The 26546-nt window shown below is 66.3% G+C and carries 22 protein-coding genes, 1 tRNA gene and 1 pseudogene; 17 read left to right on the forward strand and 7 right to left on the reverse strand.

The annotated features are described in order from the left end of the window. Positions 1 to 62 precede the first annotated feature (62 nt). The 3 genes from OG300_RS22630 (at position 63) to OG300_RS22640 (ending at position 4934) form a co-directional block, all read left to right on the forward strand. Entirely contained in the window at positions 63 to 2609 is a 2547-nt protein-coding gene (locus tag OG300_RS22630; protein ID WP_405484678.1) for a hypothetical protein, read from the forward strand. A gap of 47 nt (positions 2610 to 2656) precedes the next feature. Then, the gene (locus tag OG300_RS22635) at positions 2657 to 3709 is read left to right on the forward strand and encodes a hypothetical protein (protein ID WP_405484680.1); all 1053 of its coding nucleotides are present in this window, start codon (positions 2657 to 2659) and stop codon (positions 3707 to 3709) included. 370 nt (positions 3710 to 4079) lie between these two features. Continuing rightward, on the forward strand, positions 4080 to 4934 hold the full coding sequence (locus OG300_RS22640; RefSeq protein ID WP_405484682.1) for a pentapeptide repeat-containing protein: 855 nt from the start codon (positions 4080 to 4082) through the stop codon (positions 4932 to 4934). 575 nt (positions 4935 to 5509) lie between these two features. On the opposite strand, the gene OG300_RS22645 is transcribed toward OG300_RS22640, so the two are convergent. Further along, positions 5510 to 6721 carry a helix-turn-helix domain-containing protein gene (locus OG300_RS22645; RefSeq protein ID WP_405484684.1) on the reverse strand — a complete coding sequence of 404 codons (1212 nt, stop codon included), beginning with the start codon at positions 6719 to 6721 and terminating at the stop codon, positions 5510 to 5512. 161 nt (positions 6722 to 6882) lie between these two features. On the opposite strand from OG300_RS22645, the gene OG300_RS22650 reads away from it, so the two are divergent. From OG300_RS22650 to OG300_RS22670, 5 genes and pseudogenes are all read left to right on the forward strand, one after another. Next, the gene (locus OG300_RS22650; RefSeq protein WP_405484686.1) at positions 6883 to 7074 is read left to right on the forward strand and encodes a hypothetical protein; all 192 of its coding nucleotides are present in this window, start codon (positions 6883 to 6885) and stop codon (positions 7072 to 7074) included. A gap of 2 nt (positions 7075 to 7076) precedes the next feature. Continuing rightward, the gene (locus OG300_RS22655) at positions 7077 to 7400 is read left to right on the forward strand and encodes a hypothetical protein (protein WP_405484687.1); all 324 of its coding nucleotides are present in this window, start codon (positions 7077 to 7079) and stop codon (positions 7398 to 7400) included. Positions 7401 to 7423: 23 nt separating this feature from the next. Continuing rightward, entirely contained in the window at positions 7424 to 7756 is a 333-nt protein-coding gene (locus OG300_RS22660) for a hypothetical protein (RefSeq protein WP_405484689.1), read from the forward strand. 359 nt (positions 7757 to 8115) lie between these two features. Next, positions 8116 to 8334: a hypothetical protein gene (locus tag OG300_RS22665; protein ID WP_405484691.1), complete on the forward strand. Its 219-nt coding sequence runs from the start codon at positions 8116 to 8118 to the stop codon at positions 8332 to 8334. Between the two features lie 170 nt (positions 8335 to 8504). Next, positions 8505 to 9563, forward strand: a pseudogene (locus tag OG300_RS22670) (recombinase family protein); the annotation flags it as partial. A 529-nt stretch (positions 9564 to 10092) separates the two neighbouring features. Here the strand turns inward: OG300_RS22670 and OG300_RS22675 are convergent. Beyond that, positions 10093 to 10168, reverse strand: a tRNA-Ala gene (locus OG300_RS22675). A gap of 129 nt (positions 10169 to 10297) precedes the next feature. Here OG300_RS22675 and OG300_RS22680 point away from each other — a divergent pair. Next, a complete protein-coding gene (locus OG300_RS22680; RefSeq protein ID WP_405484693.1) occupies positions 10298 to 11947 on the forward strand; it encodes a DUF222 domain-containing protein in 1650 nt (549 codons plus the stop codon). 158 nt (positions 11948 to 12105) lie between these two features. Here the strand turns inward: OG300_RS22680 and OG300_RS22685 are convergent, their stop codons facing one another. From OG300_RS22685 to OG300_RS22700, 4 genes are all read right to left on the reverse strand, one after another. Continuing rightward, complete coding sequence (locus OG300_RS22685; protein ID WP_405484695.1) at positions 12106 to 12825, reverse strand: DsbA family protein; 720 nt, start codon at positions 12823 to 12825, stop codon at positions 12106 to 12108. A gap of 70 nt (positions 12826 to 12895) precedes the next feature. Beyond that, a complete protein-coding gene (locus OG300_RS22690) occupies positions 12896 to 14119 on the reverse strand; it encodes an MFS transporter (RefSeq protein WP_405484697.1) in 1224 nt (407 codons plus the stop codon). Positions 14120 to 14440: 321 nt separating this feature from the next. Next, the gene (gene pgm / locus OG300_RS22695; RefSeq protein WP_405484699.1) at positions 14441 to 16081 is read right to left on the reverse strand and encodes a phosphoglucomutase (alpha-D-glucose-1,6-bisphosphate-dependent); all 1641 of its coding nucleotides are present in this window, start codon (positions 16079 to 16081) and stop codon (positions 14441 to 14443) included. Between the two features lie 268 nt (positions 16082 to 16349). Beyond that, on the reverse strand, positions 16350 to 16811 hold the full coding sequence (locus tag OG300_RS22700; protein WP_405484701.1) for a DUF190 domain-containing protein: 462 nt from the start codon (positions 16809 to 16811) through the stop codon (positions 16350 to 16352). A gap of 120 nt (positions 16812 to 16931) precedes the next feature. On the opposite strand from OG300_RS22700, the gene OG300_RS22705 reads away from it, so the two are divergent. Next, a complete protein-coding gene (locus OG300_RS22705; protein WP_405484703.1) occupies positions 16932 to 18128 on the forward strand; it encodes a lipase family protein in 1197 nt (398 codons plus the stop codon). A gap of 180 nt (positions 18129 to 18308) precedes the next feature. Here the strand turns inward: OG300_RS22705 and OG300_RS22710 are convergent, their stop codons facing one another. Next, positions 18309 to 19817: an MFS transporter gene (locus tag OG300_RS22710; protein ID WP_405484705.1), complete on the reverse strand. Its 1509-nt coding sequence runs from the start codon at positions 19815 to 19817 to the stop codon at positions 18309 to 18311. Between the two features lie 117 nt (positions 19818 to 19934). Here OG300_RS22710 and OG300_RS22715 point away from each other — a divergent pair, with 117 nt between their 5' ends. From OG300_RS22715 to OG300_RS22745, 7 genes are all read left to right on the forward strand, one after another. Further along, positions 19935 to 20609, forward strand: a complete 675-nt coding sequence (locus OG300_RS22715; protein ID WP_405484707.1) for a TetR/AcrR family transcriptional regulator — start codon at positions 19935 to 19937, stop codon at positions 20607 to 20609. A 34-nt stretch (positions 20610 to 20643) separates the two neighbouring features. Beyond that, positions 20644 to 21942 (forward strand): D-arabinono-1,4-lactone oxidase, encoded by a 1299-nt coding sequence (locus tag OG300_RS22720; RefSeq protein ID WP_405484709.1) that lies wholly within the window; start codon positions 20644 to 20646, stop codon positions 21940 to 21942. Between the two features lie 139 nt (positions 21943 to 22081). Next, positions 22082 to 22273, forward strand: a complete 192-nt coding sequence (locus OG300_RS22725) for a hypothetical protein (RefSeq protein WP_405484711.1) — start codon at positions 22082 to 22084, stop codon at positions 22271 to 22273. A gap of 9 nt (positions 22274 to 22282) precedes the next feature. Then, positions 22283 to 22648, forward strand: a complete 366-nt coding sequence (locus OG300_RS22730; RefSeq protein WP_405484713.1) for a hypothetical protein — start codon at positions 22283 to 22285, stop codon at positions 22646 to 22648. Between the two features lie 93 nt (positions 22649 to 22741). Further along, on the forward strand, positions 22742 to 24301 hold the full coding sequence (locus OG300_RS22735) for a BCCT family transporter (RefSeq protein ID WP_405484715.1): 1560 nt from the start codon (positions 22742 to 22744) through the stop codon (positions 24299 to 24301). Between the two features lie 132 nt (positions 24302 to 24433). Further along, entirely contained in the window at positions 24434 to 24934 is a 501-nt protein-coding gene (mscL, locus tag OG300_RS22740) for a large conductance mechanosensitive channel protein MscL (RefSeq protein ID WP_405484717.1), read from the forward strand. Positions 24935 to 24993: 59 nt separating this feature from the next. Then, positions 24994 to 26544, forward strand: coding sequence for an MFS transporter (locus tag OG300_RS22745; RefSeq protein WP_405484719.1), 1551 nt, complete (start codon positions 24994 to 24996; stop codon positions 26542 to 26544). The last annotated feature ends 2 nt before the right edge of the window (positions 26545 to 26546 follow it).

Below are 26546 nucleotides of genomic sequence, written 5' to 3' on the forward strand. Positions count from 1 at the left end.
GACGGCGATAGAATCTGCGGCTGGGGTCAGCCCGGCGCTATCCAGGAAAGGATGCAGACTATATGGGCGGTGTCGATGCATCGGCAGGGTTCGCCTATCAGCACGCCCAGGCCGTGCAAATGGCCTTGACCATCGCCGCAGACCCCAGCCTGCATGCCATCCGCGTCGAGGCGGAGAACGACATCATTGACGTCGAAATCCGTTCGCAGGATGGACATCTTGTCAAAGGTTCTCAATTCAAACTGCGCAATCAGAGTGATACCTGGGGTCAACAGGAGCTCATCGACGAGCTGGTTCGCTGGTCGGGGCTGGCGGGTGATAATCCCGGGGCCACCTATGAATTCGTCACTGACGGGCGGCTCGGCCCGACGGGCGTGAAAGTGCGCGATGCGCTGGAAAGGGCCGCGTCGGGCGACATGCACGATATCCGCCAGCTCATCGCCGGTAAGACGGGAAGCGTAGTCGTCAGCGATGAGTCCCTGATGCGGGCCTCTATTCGCGCCGAAGGGCTGGCCTATGCCGATCTCATCGACGCGGCGCAGAAGCGCGCAAGGGCGCTCCTACCTAACGTAACCAGCACGGCCGAAGCCGAAGAACGGAGTCGTTGGGTTGTACTTGAGCTGATCAACACCGTCACTGAACGCAGCGGCTTGGCCGACGACGACGCCCGGATCATCGCGCGCGACGAAGTGCTGGCGTTGCTGGCAACGCCGCAAGACCATATACCGAGCACGCAATGGGATGCCTCGCTCAAGAGCAAATTCTGCGCGTCGGTCCTCGCACGCCCCGACGTTTCACCGGTCGAGCTGGCGTGTCGGCCGGACGTTGCCATCGGCATCGGGTCGGCAGCCGAGCCGCAGCTTCTGGAGAACTGGGCACAAAAAAATGCGGTCCGCTTGTTGGCTGGGGCATCGGGCAGCGGGAAGTCCACGGTCGTACTCGACATGCAGCGCCGCGCGGCCGAGCGCGGCGCGGTGGTAATCGCGGTCAGCGCCGAGGATTACATACCCGGCCGGCTCGCGGCGCTGGTCGCAGGGGGGCTTAACCGGCACACCTTCATCGGTGCTCATCCCGCAGTGGGTACCGCAGCTTTGGCCGACCCCGACGTCGTCATCGCCGTCGACGGGGTAACCGAGATCCCAGTCGGGACGCGGGAGGAGCTTGAGGATGAGTTCAAACAGTTCCTGACGGCGGACCGACGTGCCGACCTGGTATTGATCGGGCGCGGGCTCACGGCAATGCGCGCCATGCTTACCCGGTCGGTCACCACCACCGACCTCATGGTCTGTCCGATGTCTGAAGACGAGCAGTGCCGGATCGTGAAGAGCTTCTATCAGCTAGACACCGATACCGCGCTGTGGCTGGTCCGTCAGGTCGATCATGTGATGCACGAGGCAGCGAACAACCCTCTGATGCTGCTGCTCGGAGCCCGGGCGATTGCGTTGAAGGGCACCGCGTCCAGTCCCGCCCTGATCTTTCACACGGTGATCTCGAATATTGCAGAAGAGCGCGGTTACCCCGACGCCAGCGTTCTTATTGCCGGGCTCGGGATAGCCTACGCCACACTCCTCGACGGGCAGAAGCGTTACTGCGACACCCTTGAGTGGGGTTCGCTCTTGAATCAATCCGCCGAGCGGCTCACCAACGCCGGCCATTCGGTGACTGTGCGGCGTCTGCGTGAATTCGGTTCTGAAACAGGGATTGTCCGGTCGGCACCCTTCGATACGGTTCGTCCGATTCACGACTCGTTCGCCGATTTCCTGGCGGCAGTAGCGTTGAGTCGTTCGCTTGCGAAGTTGCCCGACCGGCTTTGTGAATATGATCGGGCCCGGGCGCGCTTCCTGGCTCAACTTTCCGGAATAGCTGTCGGGTTGGCCGATCGACTCACCCGGGATCTGCCCTTCACCGCGGTCAACGTCGCGCCCTACGAGAGGCGCCCGCCCGAGGACGCCTGGTTCGATGAGACCAATCGGCACCTGGACCTCCTGCTCCCTACCACCCAGGCCCGTCCGACGGTCGCCTACTGGCAGGACACCAACGGACGGGTGGTGGCGACCGTCGGAGCAGGCGTCGAAGGCTGGTTGGGAAGCGCCGCGCCCGATCGTGCCGTGTTTGAGTCGGGATGGACATTCCCGCTAAGCGACGGGCAAGGGCCGTTGACGGTCGCAGTCCGCATTTGGCACCGCTGGCTTGAACAACTTCTCACCGCGCCCGCATTGTCGGGTGTACCTGTGCCGCAGAACCAGCAGGAGTCGCGCGCGATGCTCGCGGAGCACTCCACCGCGCTACTGCAGCATCGCCTTGATTTGTCCTCGCAGATGGGACTCCCCGGTTCTGATGGCGAAGCGTTGACAGCGGCGGCGTCTCAGCAGATCCAGTTCGCGATCTCCGAGCACCAAGTTGACGACGAACGAGACCGCGGCGTGTGGTTCCGTGAGCTCGCCGAGCTCACCGCTGGGGAGGAAGTCCTTGTCGGTGAACTCTCCGACCCTGAGGGGTGGACCGGTCGCGGTCGTGTGGACTCATTCGTTACCACCAGTGCGGCACAGAGCGCATCTCGCGACCTCCAGCAGATTATCAACGCGATGGTGGGCAGGACTTGGCTATGATCCTGGTTGCCGACATGGCGAAAACTGTTGATAGACAAGGATGAATCATGTCGACTGAAGACGTCTGGCCTGCAGTGCAGGCACTGGCTGCGACGTGGTCGGACAGCCCCTTAGTCCAGACTTTCCTAGCACGCCATCCCGCGCACAACGACAGTGACGATACCGTCACTGAGGCACTGCGGAACATGCAGGCCGGGGTCACCGTGCTGACCGAGACACCACTGTGGACGAGCGCATGGGGACAGCTTGCCCAACAGATGCCGTTGGTCCATCTCACCGGCGAAGTGTGCGACTACCTGCGGACGATCGCGCCGCTCGGGCACGCGGTGGAGTCGACGGTGGGATGGGTGCGTAGCCGACTGCCTCTGTACCCGGCTATCCCCGTACCGCAGTTCTCTCCGCGCGGCTATCGGCGATCGCCTGAATACTCGCGGCGGCTGCCCTGGAGCCAGCCGATCCTGCAAGCGAACCTGCAGGCCGAACCGGCGCCGCCCTCCGTGGCGGTCGTGCTCGGACTCGACAGCCATGAAGTCCTCAGTAGCGCACAGAATGTCGTGGCGGCGTTCACCAATTCCGGCGAATGGCAACGCTACGCCGATCTCGCCGCAGCCTTGACCGAACAAGATCGGCACGTCCTCGACGACGCACGGCGCCGGGTAGGGGTGCTGCTAAATCCGCGTGCGGTCAACGAGTACGAGCCTGCACGCAACGAACGGCGCAACCAGTACCGCCGACAGCGTGTCGCCGAGGTCATCGCTGAGCTGAACGGTCGACCGAAGGAGCTGGCCGACGCGTTCGATGCTATTGACGATCTGATCGACCGTGCGCTCGTCAACATCCACGGACAGCTGGTTGTTCGCGGTGACGTTCCGTTGATCCAGCCCATCAATCTTGAACTGGACGGGCTGCAGGCCAGCTTTGAGTTCGACGGCGACGAGGCGTTCAACATGGGCGAATCCGTCCGTCTTGACGATCCGCTGGTGATGGGTGCGTACCTAATCGAGGGCATGAGGTTCAATTTCGGCCAGTTCGAAGGCAGCGGGATGTCGTACACCGCTCAACGCCTGCCTGCCACCGGGAACGCTTTTCAGGTGAGCTGAGCAGCAGCCTACTGTTGCCCGCGCTGGCGCCCGTGGGTGGCTGTACGGACGCTGTAACAACGCTCTGCGCGCCATCATGATTGAGGGGTGGTCGTGCGTCAAAGGCTTTGTTCGACGCCGGCGTCACGCTCCAAACCGACTACCCCCTGCGCAATAATCATTGGCAAAACCGCAGGCAGGTATCGAAAAGGTCAGCACGGCAACGTTTTTGGTGGATCATCGTGCGGTGACTTCTCAAACGCGGGCAGCCGGTGCGCGGCGCCGACAGAATCGCATCCACTCGCTCCGTCGTCCGAATACTCGCCGTAGTCGGATGCGGCGCACTACCCGCGCGTTGTTTGGGTGGGGTGGCTGGGCGAAGCTGGCATCGATGGCAACCACGGTGGCGGCGCTTGCGGCGCTGTGGTTCACCAGCCAATCACTGCATGCGACGAGTGATCAATATGGATTGGCCCGGCAAACTGCGACCACTGAGCGGTTCGCGAAGGCAACAGGGCAGCTGGGGAACAGTGCCGTGGACGTTCGGCTGGGAGGAATTTATCTACTTGAACGGCTCGCGGGTGATTCGCCAGCTGATCGGCCAACGATCTTCGAGGTTCTCGGCTCCTTTGTTCGAGGCCATTCGCCCATCGGGCCGGAGTGCGGCAAGGTCAAAGACCAGCAGCTCCCGATCGATGTCCAAGCTGCGCTGACTGTGATCGGTCGTCGTGGCGCGCCCAGCGTCGAGAAGATTGATCTAGCGGAAACGTGCCTCGCGAATGCGTATTTGAGGGATGCGAACCTGCGAGGAGCTCAGCTCCGGGGTGCCGACCTGGCCGGTGCAGAACTTGGGCAAGCCGATCTGACCGAAGCCTCTCTATACAATGCGAATCTCAGCGACGCGTCGCTGTGGGGCGCAGACCTGCAATCGGCAAGATTGGATAATTCAACCTTGCAGCGCACATGGTTCCTGGAGGCTCGGTTGAGGCATGCCAATTTCAATACGGCTGATCTTCGCGGCGCAGACCTTGGGGGCACGGATATGAGGGGCGCCTACTTCGATGGCGCGAATCTCAGCGGCACGAAATTTGAGGACACCAGCTATGCGGAAGCTCGCCCCGACCACGTTCTCTTTGTGAAGGACTGGACCACCAAGGGGAACGAAAATCTTCAGGGGGCGTCCTTTAGTGGGGCCCGGTTCGATGACAGCACGCAGTGGCCGATCGAGTTTGTTCCGATCCGCTAGACCCTACTTATTCGTAGGTGCTATCCCGCTGACGCAAACCTTTGTCACCGCTGGTCGTGCGATTCAAACCGCTGACGATCTCAGCGCCAACCCCGCCGAGTGCCTACGGGATCGCGCTCGGAACTTCAGTCGGTCTCGTTCGTAACCGCTGCAGCAATGAGCAGGCGCCGAACAGCGGTCAACGCGTCTTCCAGCGACGTGAAGACCAGCATGTCACCCATGAAGCTCTCCTCCGCGGGGAGGTCGACGGACGCACCCATTCGGCGCCCTTCCCCTGGATCACACCGAAGTGATCGTTCAGCATTACACCGATATCGACCGCTCCCGAGGGGAACTGCTCAACTTTGAGCCTGGTCGCGTAGGGGTTGCGCTGCCGAACCAGTGCCTCGAGTTCGTCCATGTTGTAGGCCACCGGGAGATCTTCCCAGTCACCGCTGCTGACTACGTCGAATACCCCTGCCGAGGAACTTCGCACATCACCGAACCCGTCAGCATGGCCGGTCGAAGATCAACTGTGCGTGCTGATCTGAAGCCGACAGCAACGGAGACTGCAGATCATGGGAACGTCAGCGTTGTCAGACTTCGAGTCCGAGTACCGATGCGAGCTGTTCGGCGTCGGCTCGGACCGTCGCGCCGCCACCCTCGACGAGGTCGGGTACTGCGGAGCGGGCGAAGAGGGAGAACCCGAAGGTGTCCGGTGATTCCCGATTCGCCTTAGACAGCAGTGTCACGGTGGCGAGTGGTTCGTCGCGCATGTGGTGTGCGCGTGCGGTTTCGGCAGTGTGGAAGCTGCGGCGGGTGGCCGAGGGCATCGTGCCCAGGTCGACCCTGGCGGCCTGTTGGATGGCGTAGCCGCTGTGCATGAGGTCGGCCTGGATCGTGATCATGTAGGCGTCGACCATGGCGCGGCCGAAGATGAGCCACGGGTGCACGTATTCATCGCCCAATGCCCGCGCGGCCCGGTCGGCTTCGTCCCAGTGGCGAAGGGCGTCGCCCTCGCGTCCGATCTTGGCGTAGGACAGGGCCATTGCCAGATGTAGCAGTCCCCACAGCGCGAGGTCGGGGCCTGCTTTGTCGGGGCTCAGGAGCGCGCACATCTGGTTGGCCAGCACGGCGCGTGCTTCGTGTTCCTCGCCCGCGTCGCGGTAGACGTGGTTGACGTACCAGGCTGCGGCGGCCATCGCGTGCGGGTCGTCGGCGTCCTGGGCGGCGGTCATGGCGCGGTCGCCGGACATCAGGACTAGTGCCGCTGGTGGCTGGAATGACAGATACAGCTGGGTGAGGTGGTAGACCTGCGCAAGCAGTGCCTGCACCCTGCGCCGGTCCTTGCCATCAAGCTGTCGCACCGCAACACGGGTGTCGCACAACAGATTCGGCAGCAAGGTCGCCACAGCCGAACGCTGGTGGGCCGCACCGTGCCACAGAACCCACGCCTGCTGCACGCGCGCGGCGAGCGCTTCAGGTGACAGGTCCGCGTCGTTGGTGCTGGGCGTGACCGGATACGAGGCAAGGGCCTCGGTGACTTTGGGTAGGGCGGGGTGGGTTGCCTTCGCGTAGAGCGAGCGGGCCAGTGGCTGTTCGCCGGTGAGCTGGGTCAGGTCGTTGAGGTCGAGGATCTCGGCCAGGCGGATGAGCATGGGCAGGCGCGGCAGTTTCAGGCGGCCGGTCTCGAGGGATTTAACCCAGCTACCCGAGCGGCCGGCGAGTTCGCCGAGCATCGGGCGGGTCATGCCTGCTTGGCGACGCAAGCGCATCAATCGGGGGCCGAATTCGTTGTCTTGCACCATGGCGACATCTCCGCACGGACCGCAACGGGATAGGGGGACAGTTTGTGCCCCTGGTCAATTGTGGCACGTGTCACGGTCATGATGCACCCGACACCGGAACCAGAATCCCCAGGCGCCGGGTGCACTCCAGAACCGTTCCAGGGACCAGGAGCACACCCGACATGACGATCATCCTCGTCGCCACACTGATCTCGCTACTGCTGTTCGTCACCGCCGTCCTCGGCCGCGCCGCCGACTACGGCGTCACCGACAGCGCACGGCACATGAAGCCACGGCTGACCGTCGCCGACATTCAGGCCAGACTCGCCGCCGAGCCGCCACACACCTACGTCCCGATCAGCCGGAGGTGGTGACCATGGGCCTGCTGCCATCCGCTCTGGGTTTCCTGCGCAGTGATGTCTCGGGACTGAACCAGCCCCGAGACGAGCTGCGAATCCTCGCCGCCGCCAAGCGAACTGGTTACGACCTGCGGAAGACAATTGTGTTCAGCGAACACACCGAAGATCGCGTCCACCGCCTGCGGGTGGCCATCGCCCGCTTAGACGTCGATACCGTAATCGTGCCCAGCACTGAGCATTTCGACGACCACATGATCCCCGATGAGCTGCTCGAGGTCGCCACCGTGATCACCGTGTCACCCGGGAACACCTGGGCCCGAACCCCTCGCCTCACGAGGTAGGCACCGGGATGTCTACCGAAGCCGTGACAGCGCTGCTGAACGGGGACCGGCCCGCCGGTTGGCTGCAGTATCACGACGGGTCCTGGGCACCGGTCGGGCACGACGGCAGAGTCGGCCCGGCAATCACAACCGACGACCTGCTCGCGGTCGCGCGCGAAGATCTGGCCGCACTTGAGGAAGCCGGACTGATCGCAGAGGTTATCGACGTCGACCCGCTCGAGGTCATCGATTTCGAGCACCAGAATCCGAGCGGAGGCGCACGAAGTATCCAACTCGCTTTGGATCGCGGGGCAACGGACCGTGCTCAGTCGCAGGATCGAGGTGGTCGACCGAGGATTTCGGGATCAGCCGAGTAAGACAGCAGGCGCAGCGAAACGAGCCCACGAGAGAGGCGGGCCGCGTTTCACGCACCGCCGCGACCACATCCAAAGCGCCCCAGGGGCAAGGCATCACTCCTGGGGCGCTCGTCGGTGGCGACACCGATCGTTATCGAACCGTTTCGCACTGAAATGTCGAAATCGGGCCCCTTCTTGGCAGTTAACAGGCGCAACGCCCTCGTATGCCCGGCAGGCAGCGTGCCCATGATCGAGTCCGAACTTTGACCACGGAACACGGAATTGAATCAATTCCCGTCCCGTACCCGGATAAACGCGGGTGCTCCTGCCAGTACATGGGTGACGCCACTCCATACGCCGAACATCCAACAGGAGCCTCGATGGAACGCCCCGAACCCGGAGAACACGCCCCGACCGACACCGCGCCCACCATGCCGCCTGCCCGCGACCTCGCCCGCCAACGCTGGCACATCGACCGAGCCGACACCGAACCGCTCATCACCACCCAACACGACCACGCCGTCACCCTCCTCGCCGACCTCATCACCGCATGGACCCACCGCCAGCACACCGACAACGGCGAACGGAACGCCGCATGAAACGCAGCCAGCGAAATACCGGCCACACCAATACATTCGAAATCGGATCGAGGGACAATGGACCCGGCGATGTACCGGACGAAACCATGAGTCCGAATTCCGTTCCGCCACAGGTTGTTTCGGATATTCATGTTTACGAGAAGCGTGTATCGATGGGAAGGACCGGCAGCATGGCAGGCAGCAAGAAATCCTCACCTTCGCGTATCTCCACCGACGCGGCCGCATGGGAACAGGACGTGCGGGTGGGGACTTACACCCGCCGCTCCACCACCGAAGACAACCAGCCCTACTCCATCGAAGCCCAGGACACCCGCCTGGACTCCTACATCGACTCCCAACCCGGCTGGCGACACTCTGCCAGCTTCACCGACGACGCTTCCGGTGCCAGTACCGAACGGCCAGGTCTGCAGCGCGCCCTGCAAGCTGCGCGCGCTGGGGTCATCGATGTGCTCGTGGTCTACCGAGTTGACCGCTTCTCCCGCAACCTGCGCGACCTGGTCACTCTGCTCGATGAACTCGATCGGGCCAAGGTTGTATTCCGCTCCGCCACAGAACCATTCGATACCTCCACACCCATGGGCCGCATGCTGGTGCAGATGCTGGGCATGTTCGCCCAATTCGAACGCGACACCATCATCGACCGCGTCATCGCCGGAATGGAACGCAAAGCCGCTAAAGGACTCTGGAAGGGCGGCAAACGTCCCTACGGCTACCAGGTCGACAAGACCACCCAAACTCTTGTTGTTGACGAGGCCGAAGCCGTGGTGGTGCGGATAATCTTCGAGCTCTACTCATGCCGTCGTCTGGGTGCCCGTGCCGTCGCTGCGGAGTTGAATACGCGGGGGCATCGCGCCAGCACCGGCCGTGAATGGTCCGGGCATCACGTGCTGCGTATCCTCAACAGCCGGATCTATCTCGGCGAGTTGACCTTCCGCGACACCACCGTCACCGACACCCACCCCGCCATCATCGACACCGACACTTTCGACCGCGCCCAATCGGTCCTCGAAGCACGCGGGGAATCCCATGCCCACCGCGCCGCGAACTCGTCGGACTACCTGCTGACCGGCCGCTTGCGTTGCCCGTGTTGTGGGCGCGCCATGATCGGCACCCGTGCCACTGGCCGCTCACGTACCTACCGCTACTACACCTGCTTCACTCGCGCCCGCTATGACAGCGACAAGTGCGATTTCACCCGACTCGATGCCGACTCCGTGGACGCAGCTGTACTCGAAGCCCTGGGCAAGTTCTACCGCACCCGCCACGACCTGATCAGCCAAGCCATCCACGCTCAGCAGCGGCACCACCGAGACGCCAGCAGCGAAATCTGTGCCGAATTGGCCACCGTCACCGCCGAACTTGCCAAGGCCCAGCAGGCGATCGACCGCTATCTGAATGCCTTCGAAAACGGCACCCTCGATCCTGGGCTCCTAGCCGGACGACTCGGCGAATTGCGCACCAAGACAACCCAGCTCGCCACCCGCCACGACCAACTCACCGCCACCCTGGCCAACGAACCCACAGCCCCGCAACCTTCAACCTTGGATGGCATCGCCGACCACATCGCGGAAATCATCGCCACCGGCACCCGCACTCAAGCCAAGGCGTTGATCGAGACCCTCGTTGCCCGGGTAGCCATCACCGGCCCCGATCGCTTGGTCCCCACCTTCCGCATCCCCCAACCCGGAAACGACATTGGGGCTGGTACCGCTTCCGCGGTACCAGCCCCAATGGAGTCGGTTCGTGCAATGACACGATTGGTGGAGCTAAGGGGATTCGAACCCCTGACCCCCTCACTGCCAGTGAGGTGCGCTACCAGCTGCGCCATAGCCCCGTATTCAGTTGCATGCGAGCCGGGCGTTGCCCCGCTTGCTTGAACGAAGTTACACGACGGGTGTCGGGGAAACCAAATCGCCTGCACAGAGGCTGGTAACGACGATCTTCTCGAGGTAGTCTCGAACGCATGTTCGATAGCCGAGAGGTGGAGGCGATGGGCGAGGACGAGCTGATCGACGCGCTGAGGCGGGCACACGGAGCTGCGGCGTTCGCACAGGCGGCGGAGGTCACGGCGGTCCGGGAGGTGTATCGGCGGCACCGGGCTCAGAACGCAGAACCGGGAGCCGGCGGAGTGCGGGCCGGGGAGTTCGCGGCCGCCGAGATCGCGGTGGCGGTGCAGGTTTCGGAGGGGGTGGCGTCGGCGCTCATCGACATCGGGCTCGCGCTGGACTCGCTACCGCAGACCAAGCTCGCCTTCGCGGCCGGGCGCATCGATCTGTCGCGGGTGCAGGTGATCACCGACAGCCTGCGCGGGCTTCCGCGTGAGGTGCGGGACACCTTGGAGCCCAAGCTGATCGACGCGGCCATCCGGTCGGATCCGGCGCGGCTGCGGCAGACCGCGCAGCGTTGGGTGACCCGGCTGGACCCCCACGGCGAGCAGCGGCGGCGCGAGGACCGCGAGAACGATCGCGACGTGCGCATCCGGGCCGTACAGGAGGGGATGGCGGTCTTCGACGGCCTGCTGCCCGCCGCGGGTGCGCAGGCGCTGGCCATGCGGCTACGCGAGATGAGTCTGCAAGTGTGCGAAGGAGATCCGCGCAATATGGCGCAGCGGCGGGCCGACGCGCTCATCGCCCTCGCCGACGGATCGGGACATCTGAACTGCGGTTGCGGGCGCGGTGTCGACTGCCCGAAAGCCGACACTCCCGCCACCCCACGCCGCCCGCTGATCCAGGTCGGCGTCTCCGCCGAAACCCTGCTCGGCCTGCGCGACGATCCCGCCTTTCTGTCCGGCTACGGCCCGGTCGACGCCGCGCTCGCCCGCACGCTCGCCGAACATGCCCGCTTCCAGGTCATTCCCGAGTATTTCCCGGACGAGGCCGCCCTGGAACCCGCCACCGAACTCCCCGCCGCGCCCGAACAGCAGCAGCCCGCGCCCCGTTCCGACCCGCTGGCCGATACCCGCCACGCGGCGCACGGCCGGATCAAGAAGCCCAGCACCAGCCGCAGTCCGCAGGCGCCCTGGGAACGCGTCATGGTCGGCTCCGGGCACGAGGGCACGCCCGCGCGGGTGCCGGCCGAACCGGTGAGCCTCACGAAGATCGTTCCCGTGCGGGCCTTCTCGAACGCGCCCGCCCGTGAGGTCCGCGCCGTCGACGGCCTGTGCCGTTTCCCCGGCTGCACCATGCCCGCCGCGGAAACCACACTGGTGCAGTTCGATTGGCGACCCGACCGCCCCGCGGTCCAGCCGAAGAACGCCTACCGCGCCGTACTGTGCACCCACCACCATCGCCTGAAGTCGTTGGCCGACAAGGGAAAACAGCCGTGGCGCGTCTACCTCGCCGACACCGACCGGATGCGCTGGATCGACCCCAGCGGTGAGATCCACGAAACGGTCCGCGAGGGCGCGCGATACCTGTTCCCCCACACCGACATCGACGCCCCCTCCACCCCCTACCCGCGCCCCCTGCGCTCCATCCCCGACTCCCCCGAACTCCCGAGTCGCCCCTTCCCCGCCGACCTCGCCTACCCGGTCGACAACCACGTCCTGATCCATCCCCAGCTGTCCCGCACCACCCCGGACAACGACCTCCCGGACCGCGCAGCCCACCGCTGACCGCGCCCCACCTGAACTTCCACCCCTGAAAAGCCAAGGAGCCGGGCCCTACAGCCCGGCTCCCTTCGAGGGGTGCGGCCCAAACCCGTTCCCCCGAGATGGGCCGCACCCCGCCCAAAAGTCCTGCAGCGCAAATCATTCCACGCGCAGGCGGAGTACTACTTGATGGCGTCGGCCAGCCAGTTGTCGTTACCGGTATCGACCTTCTTGCCGTCGATGAAAACGGCCGGAGTTCCGGGCAGGCCCTTCAGCGCAGTTTCGGCGTGGCCGCGGGCGGTGTCGGCGCGGTCGCCGGAGGTGATGCACTTGGCGACGTCGTCACCCGCACCGGCCTGCTTGGCGATCGACGCCAGCTCCTGGTTGTTGTGATCGGAGCCGCCCTCCGCGGGCTGGTCGGTGGTGAACAGCAGCGAGTGGAACTTCGAATAGATCGGACCGTCGCCCGCCTGCGCGACACACTCGTTGGCGGCCACAGCGCGGGTGGAGTAGTCCTTACTGCCCGAGTTGCGGTCGAGGAAGTTGACCAGGCGGTACCGGACGGAGATCTTGCCCTGGTCCAGCGCCTGGGCCAGCTCCTGGCCGTGGGTCTTCTCCAGCTGACCGCAGGCGGGGCAGAGCGGATCCTCGAAAATCTCCACCGTTTTCGCGATATTCGGCTTGCCCAGCACGATCGCACCGTCGGAGTCGAGCGCCACGGTCACCGCGGGATCGTGCGCCGGACCGTACCCGTCATTGCGGATCTGGTTGCTGCCGCCGCGATTCCACATGTACAGCGCCACCACGATCAACGCCACCACGACCAGCGCGACACCGGCGAGCGCGTAGGTGGTCTTGCTCGACACCGGTTGCGGAGTGTGCTTCGAAGTCGGATTGCTCACGCGTGACACTCTGCCCGACGCACCGGTCCCGGCGATAGCCGACCCACGGCACCGATTGCCCCCGCCACACTCACGTGGTGGTGGGTACCGGTTCCTTGCGCCGCAGCGTGTCCGGAACCAGCAGCCACACCGCCGACGCGGTCGCCAGCAGCACACCGGTCGCACCCAGCGCGACCCCGTAGGACACCCGATCGGCCAGCAGCCCGATCGCGTACGGCCCCAGGAACGTTCCCAGGTCCGCCGACATCTGATAACCCGCCAGCACCGGCCCGCCGCGCCGCCCCGGACCGATGATGTCGGCGACCGCCGCCTGCAACGCGGGCGCGAACATCCCCGACCCGACCCCCGCGACCGCCGAGGCCGCCAGCAGCCACGGCAGCGTCGGCGACAACCCGATCCCGGCCGTGCCGAGCGCGCACACCAGCGTCCCCACGATCAGGAACGGCTTGCGGCCCAGCGTGTCCGACCAGCGCCCGGACAGGAACAGCACCGAGGCATTGCCCGCCGCGAACGCCGTCAACGCCACCCCGGCCAGGGCTGCGTCCTGCTTGAGCACCTCCACCACGATCAACGGCACCAGCGCCATCCGCACCCCGAAAACCGCCGCGCCGTTACCGAAGTTGGCCCACAGCGCCGCCCGGTAGGCGGGCCGCGCCAACCCCTCGCGGAACGTCATCACGGGGATGCCGGTGGCGGTCTCCGGCAGCGCCAGCGGCGAATCCCGCAGTGCCACATACACGATCAGGCTGGCGATCAGCAGCGCCGCACAGTAGATGAGGAACGGCGCACGCAAGCCCAGGAACGACAGCGCGCCCCCGACCAGCGGCCCACTGATCGACCCGATCAGAAAACTCGTCGAGTACACCCCCGACACCCGCCCGCGCTCGGCGGGCGGCGACATCCGGATCACCAGCCCCAGCGACGACACCGTGAACATCGTCGACCCGATCCCGCCCAGCGATCGCAGCACCAGCAGCTGCCAATAGCTCTGTGCCAGCGCACAAGCCCCCGTCGACACCGCCACGATCAGCAACCCGGTCAAATACACCGGCCGCTCCCCCAGCCGCTGCAACAGCCGTCCCGCCAACGGCGCGAACAACAACCGCATGAGTGCGAACGCACTGACTATGAACGAAGCCGCCGCCACCCCGACGTCGAAACTCCGCGCGAACTGCGGCAAAGCCGGTGCCACCAAACCGAACCCGATGGCGATCGTGAACGCCGACCCCACCAGCACCCAGATCTCCACCGGCAACCGCCCACTGCCGGTCGCCGCATCCTGTGCCCTACTCACCGCACCGAGCCACTTCGTTCACCACATCCCGATCCGATTCATCCGCAATCCAATTCGTCCACTCGCACCGCTGATCCACCGGGCAGTCCGCCGACACCGTCAGTAGACGTGCAGCGCGCACCGGGCCGATCCCGCGCGGGCGCCACCCCGGTCCGGCCGCGTTATACCGCCGCACCATCGAACACCGTCTCGTCCCCGGCGATTCCTCGGTCCTGCGGGCAACGAACGCACCCGGCACCGATACGGCCATCGGGATGTCCGCAGCACCGGCCCACCGCACGGCCGTTGTCGCCTCGCGGCCACGGTGTCACTCGCGGCTCGTCAGTCGCCCGACAGCGCGTGCCCGACGATCTCCTCGGCAGCGGCCTGCACCTGGGCCAGATGTTCGGGCCCCTGGAAGGATTCGGCGTAGATCTTGTATTTGTCCTCGGTGCCCGACGGCCGGGCCGCGAACCAGGCGTTCTCGGTGATGACCTTGACGCCGCTCAGTGAGGCGCCGTTGCCGCGGGCGCGGGTCTGCACGGCGGTGATCGGTTCGCCCGCGATCTCGGTGGCGGTGACCATGTCCGGGGTGAACGCCGCGAGCCGGGCCTTCTGCTGCGGGGTCGCGGCGGCGTCGACACGCGCGTATGCGGGCGCGCCGTAGCGCTTTTCGAGTTCGGCGTAGCGGGTGGACGGGCTCTGGCCGGTGACCGCGGTGATCTCCGCGGCCAGCAGGGCCAGCAGGATGCCGTCCTTGTCTGTGGTCCAGGCGGTGCCGTCCATCCGCAGGAACGACGCCCCGGCCGATTCCTCACCGCCGAAAGCCAGGCTGCCGCTGAACAATCCGGGCACGAACCATTTGAAGCCGACCGGCACCTCGTACACGTCGCGGCCCAGCACGCCGACCACCCGATCGATCATGGAGGACGTCACCACCGTCTTGCCGATCTTGGTGAGCGCGTCCCAGCCCATCCGATTGGCGATCAGGTATTCGATCGCCACCGCCAGGTAGTGGTTCGGATTCATCAGTCCCGCATCGGGAGTCACGATGCCGTGCCGGTCGGCGTCCGCGTCGTTGCCGGTGGAGATGTCGTAATCATCGCGAATCGCGACCAGTGAGGCCATGGCGTAGCGCGAGGAGGGATCCATCCGGATCCGCCCGTCACCGTCGAGCGTCATGAACCGCCAGGTCGGATCAACGAACGGGTTCACCACCTCGAGCTCGAGATCGTAGCGCTGCCCGATCTCCTCCCAGTAGTCCACCGACGCGCCACCCATCGGATCCGCGCCGAGCCGGATCCCCGCGCCCCGAATGGCGTCCAGATTCAGCACATTGGGTAGGTCCCCGATATAGCGGTCCAGGTAGTCGTAGCGCTCCACCTTGGTGGCCAGCGCATGCGCGAGGCTGGTGCGCCGCACCTCGGCCAGGCCGTTGCGCAGCAGCTCGTTGGCGCGCGAGGCGATGGCATCGGTGGCGATGGTGTCGGCCGGGCCGCCGTGCGGCGGGTTGTATTTGAAGCCGCCGTCGCGCGGCGGATTGTGCGAGGGCGTCACCACGATGCCGTCGGCCTGATGCCGGGTGCCGCCGCGATTGTGGCGCAGCACAGCGTGACTCAGCGCCGGAGTGGGGGTGTACCGGTCGCGGGCGTCGATGACGGCGGTGACGTCGTTGGCGGCGAGCACCTCGAGCGCGGTGGTCCAGGCGGGTTCGGACAGCGCGTGCGTGTCGCGGGCCAGATACACCGGACCGGTGATCCCGCGTGTGGCACGGTATTCCACGATCGCCTGGGTGATGGCCAGGATGTGCGCCTCGTTGAAGGCGCTGTCGAGACTGGACCCGCGATGCCCGGAGGTGCCGAAGGACACCAGCTGCGCCGGATCGGCCGGATCCGGGATCCGGCTGTAGTAGGCCGTCACCAGGTGGGCGATGTCCTCGAGGTCCGTGGGCCGGGCCGGTCGACCGGCTCGGTCGTGCGCCATGCTCGCACCTCCCTTCCGTACCGCCTGCGACCGGCTCGTCATCAACATCACGGCCGCACCCGCTGCCCGGGAAAGGCATCGGTCCAGGCCGCGGCCCAGTTCGCCGCAACGCCGATCACGATGTTCGCCATCGCATAGCTGTGAGCGCCCTCCTCGGCCTGTCGAACCGTCAGGGGAAGAACCCTATCGAATCCATGTGCCACCGCGCGATCCGCCGGATTCCGGGCCGCCACCCGACCGGCCGGGCGTGGGCGCACCGATTGCGCCGTCACCGCCGTATCCCGTCGAGAACTTCGACGGGGGAGAGTGCCACGGTAACCGAATCCAGCAGGTCCGCATGGTGTTCCACGAATTCCCGCAGCCGATCGGTCTCATCGATGATCATCACCAGCACCGGCAGCCGCTCGGCGAGATCCAGCAGTCGCGCGGTGTGGATGTGGGAGGACACCCCGTAGCCCTCGACGCCGCGCCAGACGCTGGCCCCGGCCAGTCCGGAGTCCCGTGCCCGGCGCACGATCTCGTGGTAGCGGGGGCGATGCCGCCACAGGTCGTCCTCGGCGAGCAGGATGGTCAGCCGCGACGCGGGCACCCAGCGCCCGCCGCCGGATCGCGCACCCTCGGACTCCGATCGCGCACCCGTGGATTCCGCACTCATCGCCTGCCCCCAATCGTCGTGCCGTTCGAGCAGTCTACGAACTTCGGCGGCGCGGTGGGACACGGGATGCACCACGCCGGTCTCGATAACCAAATAGTTGCTGTTCGGCGTGTTGTTGAGCCCGAACACGCCATCGGAACTGCGAGGATAGGGCCGCTTGCCCGGTGTTGTCCCATCAGCCTCGAGGAGCTTTCGTTGGCGGTCCGCCGATCGATCAGAAAAACGCTGGTCCAAGGCTTCGGCCTAGCCACGGCGCTGGTGTCCGTCATGGTCGCCGCGCCCGCCGCACATGCCGGTGCCATCTACCCCGCCCCTGATCGGGACGGGTTCTACTATGCCGCAGGCAATCTCGGAGGCGCCGCCAACGGTGACGTTCTCAACTCCCGCCCGATGCCCAGCCCCTGGCCCGGCGCGAGCGTGACGCAGATCCTGTTCCGCTCCACCAATTCCGTGGGCGCGCCGATCCCGGCGGTCACCACCCTCATCTCCCCCGGACCCGGCCCGCGACCGCTGCTGTCGTATCAGCCGTTCGTGAATTCCCTGGGCATGCAATGCGCTCCGTCGCACAGCATCTTCGACGGCAGCATGAAGGAATCCGCTGCCTTCCCGCTGCTGCTGGCCCGCGGCTGGGCCATCGCGGTCCCCGATCACCTGGGCCCCGACAGCGCCTACGGCGCGGCGCGCATGGGCGGGCAGATCACCCTCGACGGCATTCGCGCCGTCAAGCGTTTCGCCCCGGCGGGACTGGGTGATTCGCCGGTCGGCCTGGCCGGCTACTCCGGCGGCGCGATGTCGACCGGCTTCGCCGCGGCGCTCGCACCCGACTACGCGCCCGAACTCCCCATCGTCGGCGTCGCCGAGGGTGGCGTGCCCGTGAACCCGGGCAAGATGGCCATCGAGGCGGGCGATTCGCCGCAGGCGCTGTTCGGCCTCGGCTTCGCGGTCGCGATCGGCATGGAGCGCGAGTACCCCGCCGAGATCAACCTCGATCAGTCGTTGACGCCCTTCGGTTTCGGCATGCGCGAACGCATCGCGAACTCCTGCGTGGACGACATCATCAGCGTCGGCGCGAACCACAGCATCAGCGACGTGTTCCACCCGGGCATGGAGAACGACCCGACCATGATCCGGACCATGCACGAGAACGCCCTCGAGATGGTGCCCGAGTTGATCCGCGCGCCCCTCTACGAATGGCACGGCGGCAGTGACCAGGTGCCGCTGAACCTGGCGATGGCGACCGCGGGCCGCTACTGCGCCGCGGGCACCCCGGTCCAGTTCGACATCATCCCGGGCGCCGACCACCTCGGCGCGATCCTGCCGGGTTCGGCCAATGCCATGAACTACCTGGCGGATCGATTCGCGGGACGCCCCGCGCCCTCGAACTGCCACTGACACCAGGCAGGTACGACACCGAGCCAGGCAAGTACGACTCCGCGCCAGGCGAATACGAAGCGGCCCCACTCACCGTCGTGAGTGGGGCCGCTCCAGTTCCGGAACCCAACATTCCGGAAGCCCGGTGGTACCCGGCACCTACCCGGGTACCCGAACCCGGTCCGCGCTAACGCGGGGACGTCAGTGCGCGAGAACGGGTTCGCCCTCGGAGGGCACCGGAACCTTGTTCGGCATCACGAACCCGACCACCACCGCGCCGACCGCGAAGATCACGGCGGCCCACCAGAAGGTGGTGGTGTAGCTCTCCACCGCGGCCTCGGCCAGCACCCGCGGCGACGGCGCGCCACCGGAGACATGGTCTGCCACATAGTTGTTCGCGGCGGTGGCGGCGAAGGTGCTCAGCAGTGCGGTGCCGATCGAGCCGCCGACCTGCTGGCTGGTGTTCACCATGGCCGAAGCGACACCGGCGTCGGTGTGATGCACGCCCGAGGTCGCGCCGGCGAAGGCGGTCGAGAGGGCGAAGCCCAGGCCCAGGCCCATCAGGATCAGGCTCGGCAGGATGTGGCTGGCGTAGGCGGTGTCCACGCCGATCCGGGTCAGCAGCGCCATACCCGTTGCGGCGAGCGCGAATCCGAACACCGCGGTGACCTTCGGACCGACTCGCGGGACGACCAGCGCCGGAACGGTGGTCGAGGCGGCGACCATGCCCGCCACCATGGGCAGGAAGGCCACGCCGGTCATGATCGGCGAGAAGGCGAGCTGCTGCTGCATGTAGTAGGTGAGGAACAGGAACATCGCGAACATGCCGATGCCGGTGGTGAACACGACGATGTAGGACGCGCCGCGGGTGCGGTCGAGTACGACGCGCATCGGCAGCAGCGGGTGCGCGACCCGAGTCTCGATGTAGACGAACGCCGCCAGCAGCACCGCGCCGCCGATCAGGAACGCCAGGGTGACGCTGTTGGTCCAGCCGTCGGACTCGGCGTGCGAGAAGCCGTACACGATGCCGAACAATGCCGCCGTCACCGTGAGCGTGCCGGGCAGGTCCAGTTTGGGTCGCTGCGTCGCGGTGTGCTTGGCCAGCAACAGGATCGCGCCGACCAGGGCGATGGCAGCGAAGAACAGGTTCACGTACATGACCCAGCGCCACGAGACCCACTCGGTGAGCGCGCCGCCGAGCAGCAGGCCCAGGGCGCCACCGGCACCGGCGATGGCGCCGAAGATGCCGAAAGCCTTTGCGCGCTCACCGGGTTCGGTGAACGTCACGGTGAGCAGCGAGAGCGCGGCGGGCGCGAGCAGCGCGGCGAAGACGCCCTGCGCGACTCGGGAACCGACCAGGATCTCGAAGTTTCCGGCCGCGCCGCCGACGGCGGAGGCGACCGCGAAGCCGATCAGGCCGACGATGAAGGTGGTGCGGCGGCCGAACAGGTCGGACAGCCGTCCGCCCAGCAGCAGCAGGCTGCCGAAGGCGAGTGCGTATCCGGTGATGACCCACTGCCGGTCGCCGTTGGAGAAGCCGAGGTCGGCCTGGGCGTGCGGCAGAGCGATGTTCACCACGGTCGCGTCGAGCACGACCATCAGCTGGGCCAGGCCCAGTACGGCGAGCACCCACCAGCGCATCGCGTGCGAACCGCGCCGGTCGCTCTGCGGTACCGGCGTTGACAGATCTTTCTCGAGAGCAGTTGTCATGATGGTTTCCTCGTCCCCTAGGAATAGCGGAGTAGGTGTCTCCGCTTACTGAGTCAAGCTACCATGTAAACGGAGTCTCATCCTCCGCATAATCCCGATTCCTGTTAGGATTACGGTGTGAATCAGGTCACCACCGCGCCCGCACCCCGGCGTCTACGCGCCGACGCGGCCCGCAACCAGCAGCGCATCATCGCGGCTGCCCGAGAACTGTTCGCCGATCGCGGCCTCGAGGTCACCCTCGATGACGTGGCCGAGCGCGCCGGCGTCGGCGTCGGCACGGTCTATCGCCGCTTCGCCAACAAGCAGGAGCTCATCTCCGAGGTCTTCGACCAGATGGTCACCGAGCTGGCGGGCGCCGTGGATGTGGCGCTACACCACCCCGACCCCTGGCTGGGCCTGGTCGACCTGTTCGAGTACTCGTGCCGTCACATCGCCACCAACCGCGGTTTCGGTGAGGTGGTCCTGGAATTACACGACAGCATGGACCGATTCGCAGCGATGAAGGACACCATCCGGCCCGGCATGCAGGCGGTGATCACCCGCGCCCACGCGGCGGGCGTGTTGCAGCCGGATATCGAGGCGGGCGATTTCTTCGCCATGGTGAACATGGTCGACGCGGTCGCGTGCTTCGCCCGGCCGATCAATCCCGATGTGTGGCACCGCTATTCGACGCTGATGCTGAACGCCATCCGCGGCGAGAGCGTGGCCCGAATGGACCTGACGCCCGGCCCGCTGACCGACGAAGAGGTCGATCGGGCCAAAGAAGTCGCATGTGGGGCGCGCAAAAGGTAGCGCTTCTCACACTTGGCGGTTTAAAGTTGGTCGCGTGACCAACTCTTGGGTGAACTGGGCCGGGGATCAGAGCTGCGCCCCGGCTGCCATTGCCGAACCGAATTCCCTCGGCGATGTCGCGGCACTGCTGGCGCAGGCCGAGACCGACGGGCATACGGTTCGCGTGGCCGGATCCGGCCACTCCTTCACCGACACCGTGCTCACCGACGGCACGCTGATGCGGCTCAACAAGCTCGACAAGATCCTCGAGGTGGACAGCGCCAGCGGCCTGGTCCGCGTCGAGGCCGGGATCACGCTCAACGCGGCCAGCAACGCGCTGCACCCGTTCGGGCTGGCCTTCCCCAACCTCGGCGACATCGACGTGCAGTCGGTGGCGGGCGCGACCGCGACCGCTACCCACGGCACCGGCAGTAAGCTCCAAAACCTCTCGGCGGCACTGCAATCCGTGCAGCTCATGCTCGCCGACGGCAGTACGGTCGAACTCAACGAGCAGACCGATCCGGACGGCTGGCGCGCCGCCCGGGTGAATGTGGGCGCACTCGGCGTGGTCACCGCCGTCACCCTGCAGATGGTGCCGTCGTTCGTGCTCGAGGGCATCGAGCGGCCGATCCCGGTCGAGGAGATCCTCGACGACCTCGACACCCACGTCGACGGCAACGAGCACTTCGAGTTCTACATGTTCGCGCACAGCCCGCTGGCCATGACCAAGCGCAACAACACCGTCGACATCCCCGAGCAGCCGCGCGGCAAGGCCGTCGACTGGTTCTCCGACGTGCTCACCAGCAACTACGCCTTCGACGCGCTGTGCCGCCTGACCCGCCGCCGCCCGAGCCTGATCCCGCTGGTGCAGCGCGGCGCGGCGCACGCGGGCAGCTACCGCCGTCAGGTCGAGCGCTCCTACAAGGTCTTCGCCAGCCCGCGGCTGTTCCGCTTCACCGAGATGGAGTACGCGATCCCGCGCGCGCACTCGGCCGATGCCATTCGCGAGATCAAGGATGTGGCAAAGCATTTCGAGACGGCCATGCCGATCGAGGTGCGCTGGGTGGCCCCCGACGACGCCTTCCTGTCCCCCGCTGGCGGCCGCGACACCTGCTATATCGCGGTGCACCAGTACCAGGGCATGAACTACGAGCCGTACTTCCGCGCCTGCGAGCGGGTCTTCGATCGGTACAACGGCCGCCCGCACTGGGGCAAGCGGCATTTCCAGACGGCCGAGACGCTGTCGCAGCGCTACCCGGACTGGGAGCGCTTCGCCGAGGTGCGCCGCCGCTTCGATCCCAAGGGCCGCTTCACCAACGCCTACATCGAGCGCGTGCTCGGACCGGTGCACTGAGCGCGCTCCGGAAAGCCACCATCGCTGAACAAACCGACTAGTATCTGTTGCTGAATGATCGCTGCCTGTGCGGCGCTGCTCGTCGAGCTGTCCTGGATGCACGTCCGGCCCGGGCGTGACCACACGCGAGGAGGTTTCGATGTCTTCTTTCGGCGACAAGATCAACGATGCGACTTCGGACATGTCCGATAAGGCCAAGGAAGCCGGTGACAAGGCCGAAGGCATGGCCAAGCAGATGGAAGAGCGGCTCGAACACGCCACCGACGATCTCAAGGAGAAGGTCGGCGGGTTCATGGGCAAGATGAAGGACAAGCTCGGCGGACAGAAGTAGGGATCGCCCATGCCGACGAATGACCGCTTCGGCGACGAGACCGAACGCCTGGCAGACGACCTGCGCACCACCGCCGACGACCTGACCACCGATCTCGGGGTCACCGCCGGCGATCTGCGGGACCGGGCCGAAGCCGCCGCCGGGCAACTGGCCGAACGGGCCAGCGGCGCCGCCGCCGAACTCGCCGACCGCGCCCAATCCGCGGCCGCCGACCTCGCCGATATGGCGAAGGCATTCGCCGACAAGATCACCCCCGAAGACCTGCAGGACACCCTCGAACAGGTCCAGGCCAATCTCGGACACGCCGCCCAGGACGTGATGGCGGCGGTCGGTCAGATCGTCGAGGCCCTGAAGAAACAGGTCGGCGGAAAGTAGCTCAGCCAACCCCGATTCCGTGTCCAGGGCAGTCCCAGGGCACGGAATCGGGGTTGTTCGCGTTCGATCCGAGACCCCAGGGGATGACTCCGCGTGAACGCACCCAACCGCACCTCGTCCGATCCGGCCCCGGTCCACCATCGAGCGGCGGTCGCGCCCCGGGTCTTCTGGCCCTCGGCCCTGGTGGTCACCGCGTTCACCGTGTACGCCATCGTGTTCCGCGACACCGCGGCCCGACAGGCGAAATCCTTGCAGGACAACGTGATCGGCGGCTTCGGCTGGTATTACATCGTGATCGTGAGCCTGTTCGTGGTGTTCGCGATCTGGCTGGGCCTGGGCCGATTCGGCGACATCAAGCTCGGCCCGGACGGGGAGAAGGCCGAGTACTCGATCACCGCATGGCTTTCCATGCTGTTCGCGGCGGGCATGGGCATCGGGCTGGTGTTCTGGGGCGTGGCCGAGCCGCTGTTCCACTATCAGGATCCGCGCCCCGGCGTGGGGTCGACGGCGGCGCAGCGCGCCGATTCGGCCATGGTGCAGACGTTCCTGCACTGGGGCGTCCACCCGTGGGCCATCTACGTGGTCGTGGGCCTGGCGATGGCGTACTCGATCCACCGCAAGGGGCGGCCGGTGTCGATCCGCTGGGCACTGGAATCCCTTGCCGGGGACCGGATTCGAGGCTGGCGCGGCGACCTCATCGACATCGTGGCGGTGATCGGCACCGTGTTCGGCGTCGCGACCTCGCTGGGTCTGGGCATCCTGCAGATCTCGGCGGGCCTGAATTATCAAGGCTGGCTGCACGAACCGGGCAAGGGCCTGCAGGTGGTGCTGGTCGTGGTGGTCACCGCGCTGGCGACGGTGTCGGTGGTGACCGGGGTCGACAAGGGCATCAAGCTGCTCTCGCAGGCGAATATGGGGGTGGCCGGACTGCTGCTGCTGTTCGTGCTGGTGGCCGGGCCGACGCTGTTCATCGTCAACGATCTGGTGCAGAACATCGGCCAGTATCTGCAGAGCCTGCCCCGCATCAGCCTGTACACGGGCGCGACCGAGGGGTCCAGCGGTACCGCGTGGACACAGCAGTGGACGGTCTTCTACTGGGGCTGGTGGATCTCGTGGGCCCCGTTCGTCGGTGTGTTCATCGCGCGAATCTCGCGGGGCCGCACCGTGCGTGAGTTCGTGGCCGGGGTGCTGCTGGTGCCGACGCTGCTGACCTTCGTCTGGTTCGCGGTGTTCGGCGGCGCGGCGCTGCATCGCGAAATGTTCGGTGGCGGTGGACTGGTCGGTCCGGACGGGCCCGATCGCGACAGTGCGCTGTTCGCCCTCCTGAACACGCTGCCCGGCGGTTCGCTGACCGCGGGTCTGGCGATTCTGGTGATCGTGCTGTTCTTCGTCACCTCCGCGGATTCCGGGGCGCTGGTGGTCAACATGCTGTCCTCGGGCGGCAATCCGGAACCGCCGACCTGGAGTCGTGCCTTCTGGACCTGCGCGCAGGGCGCGGTGGCGATCGCACTGCTGGTGGCGAGCGGGTCGGGCACGGCCGCGCTCACCACGCTGCAGACCGTGGCGATCCTGATCGCGCTGCCGTTCAGCGTGGTCGCGCTGGCCATGTGCGTCGCGCTGGTCCGAACCTTCCGGGCCGAACGCGGGAGTTGATCACCGAACATTTGCTGTCGAGTGTGACGGGGGCAATTCCGGGCCGCGGCAAGTACCTCCGGCGCGGCCGGTACCCCTTAGACTTCCAACCGGAACATTACGAAATCGTCTCGGATTGGATCATCGCTAGTCATGCTCAAAGGCTTCAGAGAATTCCTGATGAGGGGCAATGTCATCGATCTGGCGGTCGCCGTCGTGATCGGCACCGCCTTCACCGCGATCGTCACCTCGGTGACCAAGGGCGTGATCGAACCGCTACTGGCCACCCTCGGCGGCAACAAGGAATACGGGTTCGGATTCCAGCTGCTGGCCGGTAAACCCTCCACGTTCATCGCGCTCGGGCCGATCATCAGCGCCCTGATCAACTTCGTCTGCGTCGCCGCGGTCCTGTACTTCGTGCTGATCGTGCCGATGAAGACCATCAAGTCCCGGCTGTCCAAGCCCACCGCGGTGAAGGCCGATCCGACCGAGCTGGAGTTGCTCACCGAGATCCGCGATCTGCTGGCCAAGCAGAGCGCGAACAGCAACATGCTGAGCAAGCCCGATCAGCTCGGCGCCACCAACCACCTGGCGAGCACCAACCACCAGGCGCTCGGTGCGCCGGGAAACAGCGGGAACCCGGCCCGCCGCTAGGCTTAGCCACACTGTTGCCAGCAGCTGGATAGGCGGCCGAGTCAAGGAGGCGGGAACCGGTGGACAGCTCTCCCCCGAACGAGGTGTCCGAGGACCTGCCCGATGCGGCGGCATCCGCTCCGACCGGTCGCTGGGCCATGCTCGCGGTGCTGTGCGCGAGCCTGCTGCTGGTCGCGATGGACGCGACGATCCTGAATGTGGCGCTGCCGTCGCTCATCGACCACATGTCGCCGAGCCCGATGGAGCAGCTGTGGATCGTGGACCTCTACGGTCTGGTGCTCGGCGGTCTGCTCATCACCTGCGGTGCGATCAGTGACCGCTACGGCCGAAAGCGTTTGTTCCTGGCCGGATTCGTGCTGTTCGGGCTGGCGTCCATCGTCGCGGCCACCGCGCACGCCCCGGCGCAGCTGATCGTCGGCCGCGCCCTGCTGGGCGTCGGTGGCGCCATGGTGATGCCCTCCACGCTGTCGTTGATCCGCAATATCTTCACCGACGACAAGGAGCGCACCCTCGCCATCGGCATCTGGGCCTCGGTCGCCGGTGCGGGCGCGGCCATCGGCCCGCTCATCGGCGGGCACCTGGTGGAGTCGTTCGGCTGGTCGGCGGCGTTCTGGTTGAACGTGCCGGTGGTGATCATCACGGTGGCCGCCGGGGTGTGGTTGCTGCCGGAATACCGTGCGCCACACCACGGCCGGCTGGACTGGACCAGCGCGCTGGTGTCGGTGCTGGGCGTGGTGGCACTGGCCTGGGGCATCAAGCATGTGGCCAAGGGCAATCCGGCCGCGACGGACCTGGTGATCCTGGTGGCGGCGTTCCTGCTGCTGGGTCTGTTCGCCTACCGCCAGCTGAAATCCCCCGACCCGCTGCTGGATGTGCGGTTGTTCCGCAATCGCGCCTTCACCGCCGCCGCGCTCGCCACCCTGCTTGCCATGCTCGCCATCGGCGCGGCCCTGTTCCTGATCTCGTTGTGGCTGCAATACATCCACGGTTACTCGCCGTCGGAGGCCGGGGTGCGCACGCTGCCCGCCGCGATCGCGGTGCTGTTCGGTTCGCTGTCCACCCCGTGGCTGATGCAGCGACTCGGCGTGCGATTCCTGATGGGCTTCGGATTGGGCGCGCTGACAGCGGGTTTCGTGGTGCTGGCCGCGGTCCCCGACACCACCTATCCGATCGTGGCGTTCGTGCTGTTCTGCCTGGGTATCGGCGACGGCATCGCGATCACCACGGCGGCGGCGGTGCTGGTCGCGGCGGTGCCCGCCGAGCGGGCGGGGCAGGCCGGTGCGGTGGAGGAGACCAACTACGAGCTGGGCATCGGCCTGGGTGTCGCGCTGCTGGGCAGCATCCACGGCCGCCTGTTCACCAACCACATGACCGGATTGCCTTTGCAGGGCGCGGAACTCGACGAGGCGCGCGGTTCGGTCGGCGGGGCCGCCTATGTGGCCGACCGGGTGGGCGGCACGGCGGGCGATCAGGTCCTGCACATCGCGCAGCACGCCTACGATGCCGCGCTGACCACCACCTCGTGGATCTCCGCGGCGATGGTCGGCACGGTCGCCGTGCTGACCGTGATCCTGGTGCCCCGAGGCTTCAAAGCCACTGCGTCACACTGACC

This window comes from Nocardia sp. NBC_00511 (genome assembly GCF_045161165.1).
Classification (GTDB): domain Bacteria; phylum Actinomycetota; class Actinomycetes; order Mycobacteriales; family Mycobacteriaceae; genus Nocardia.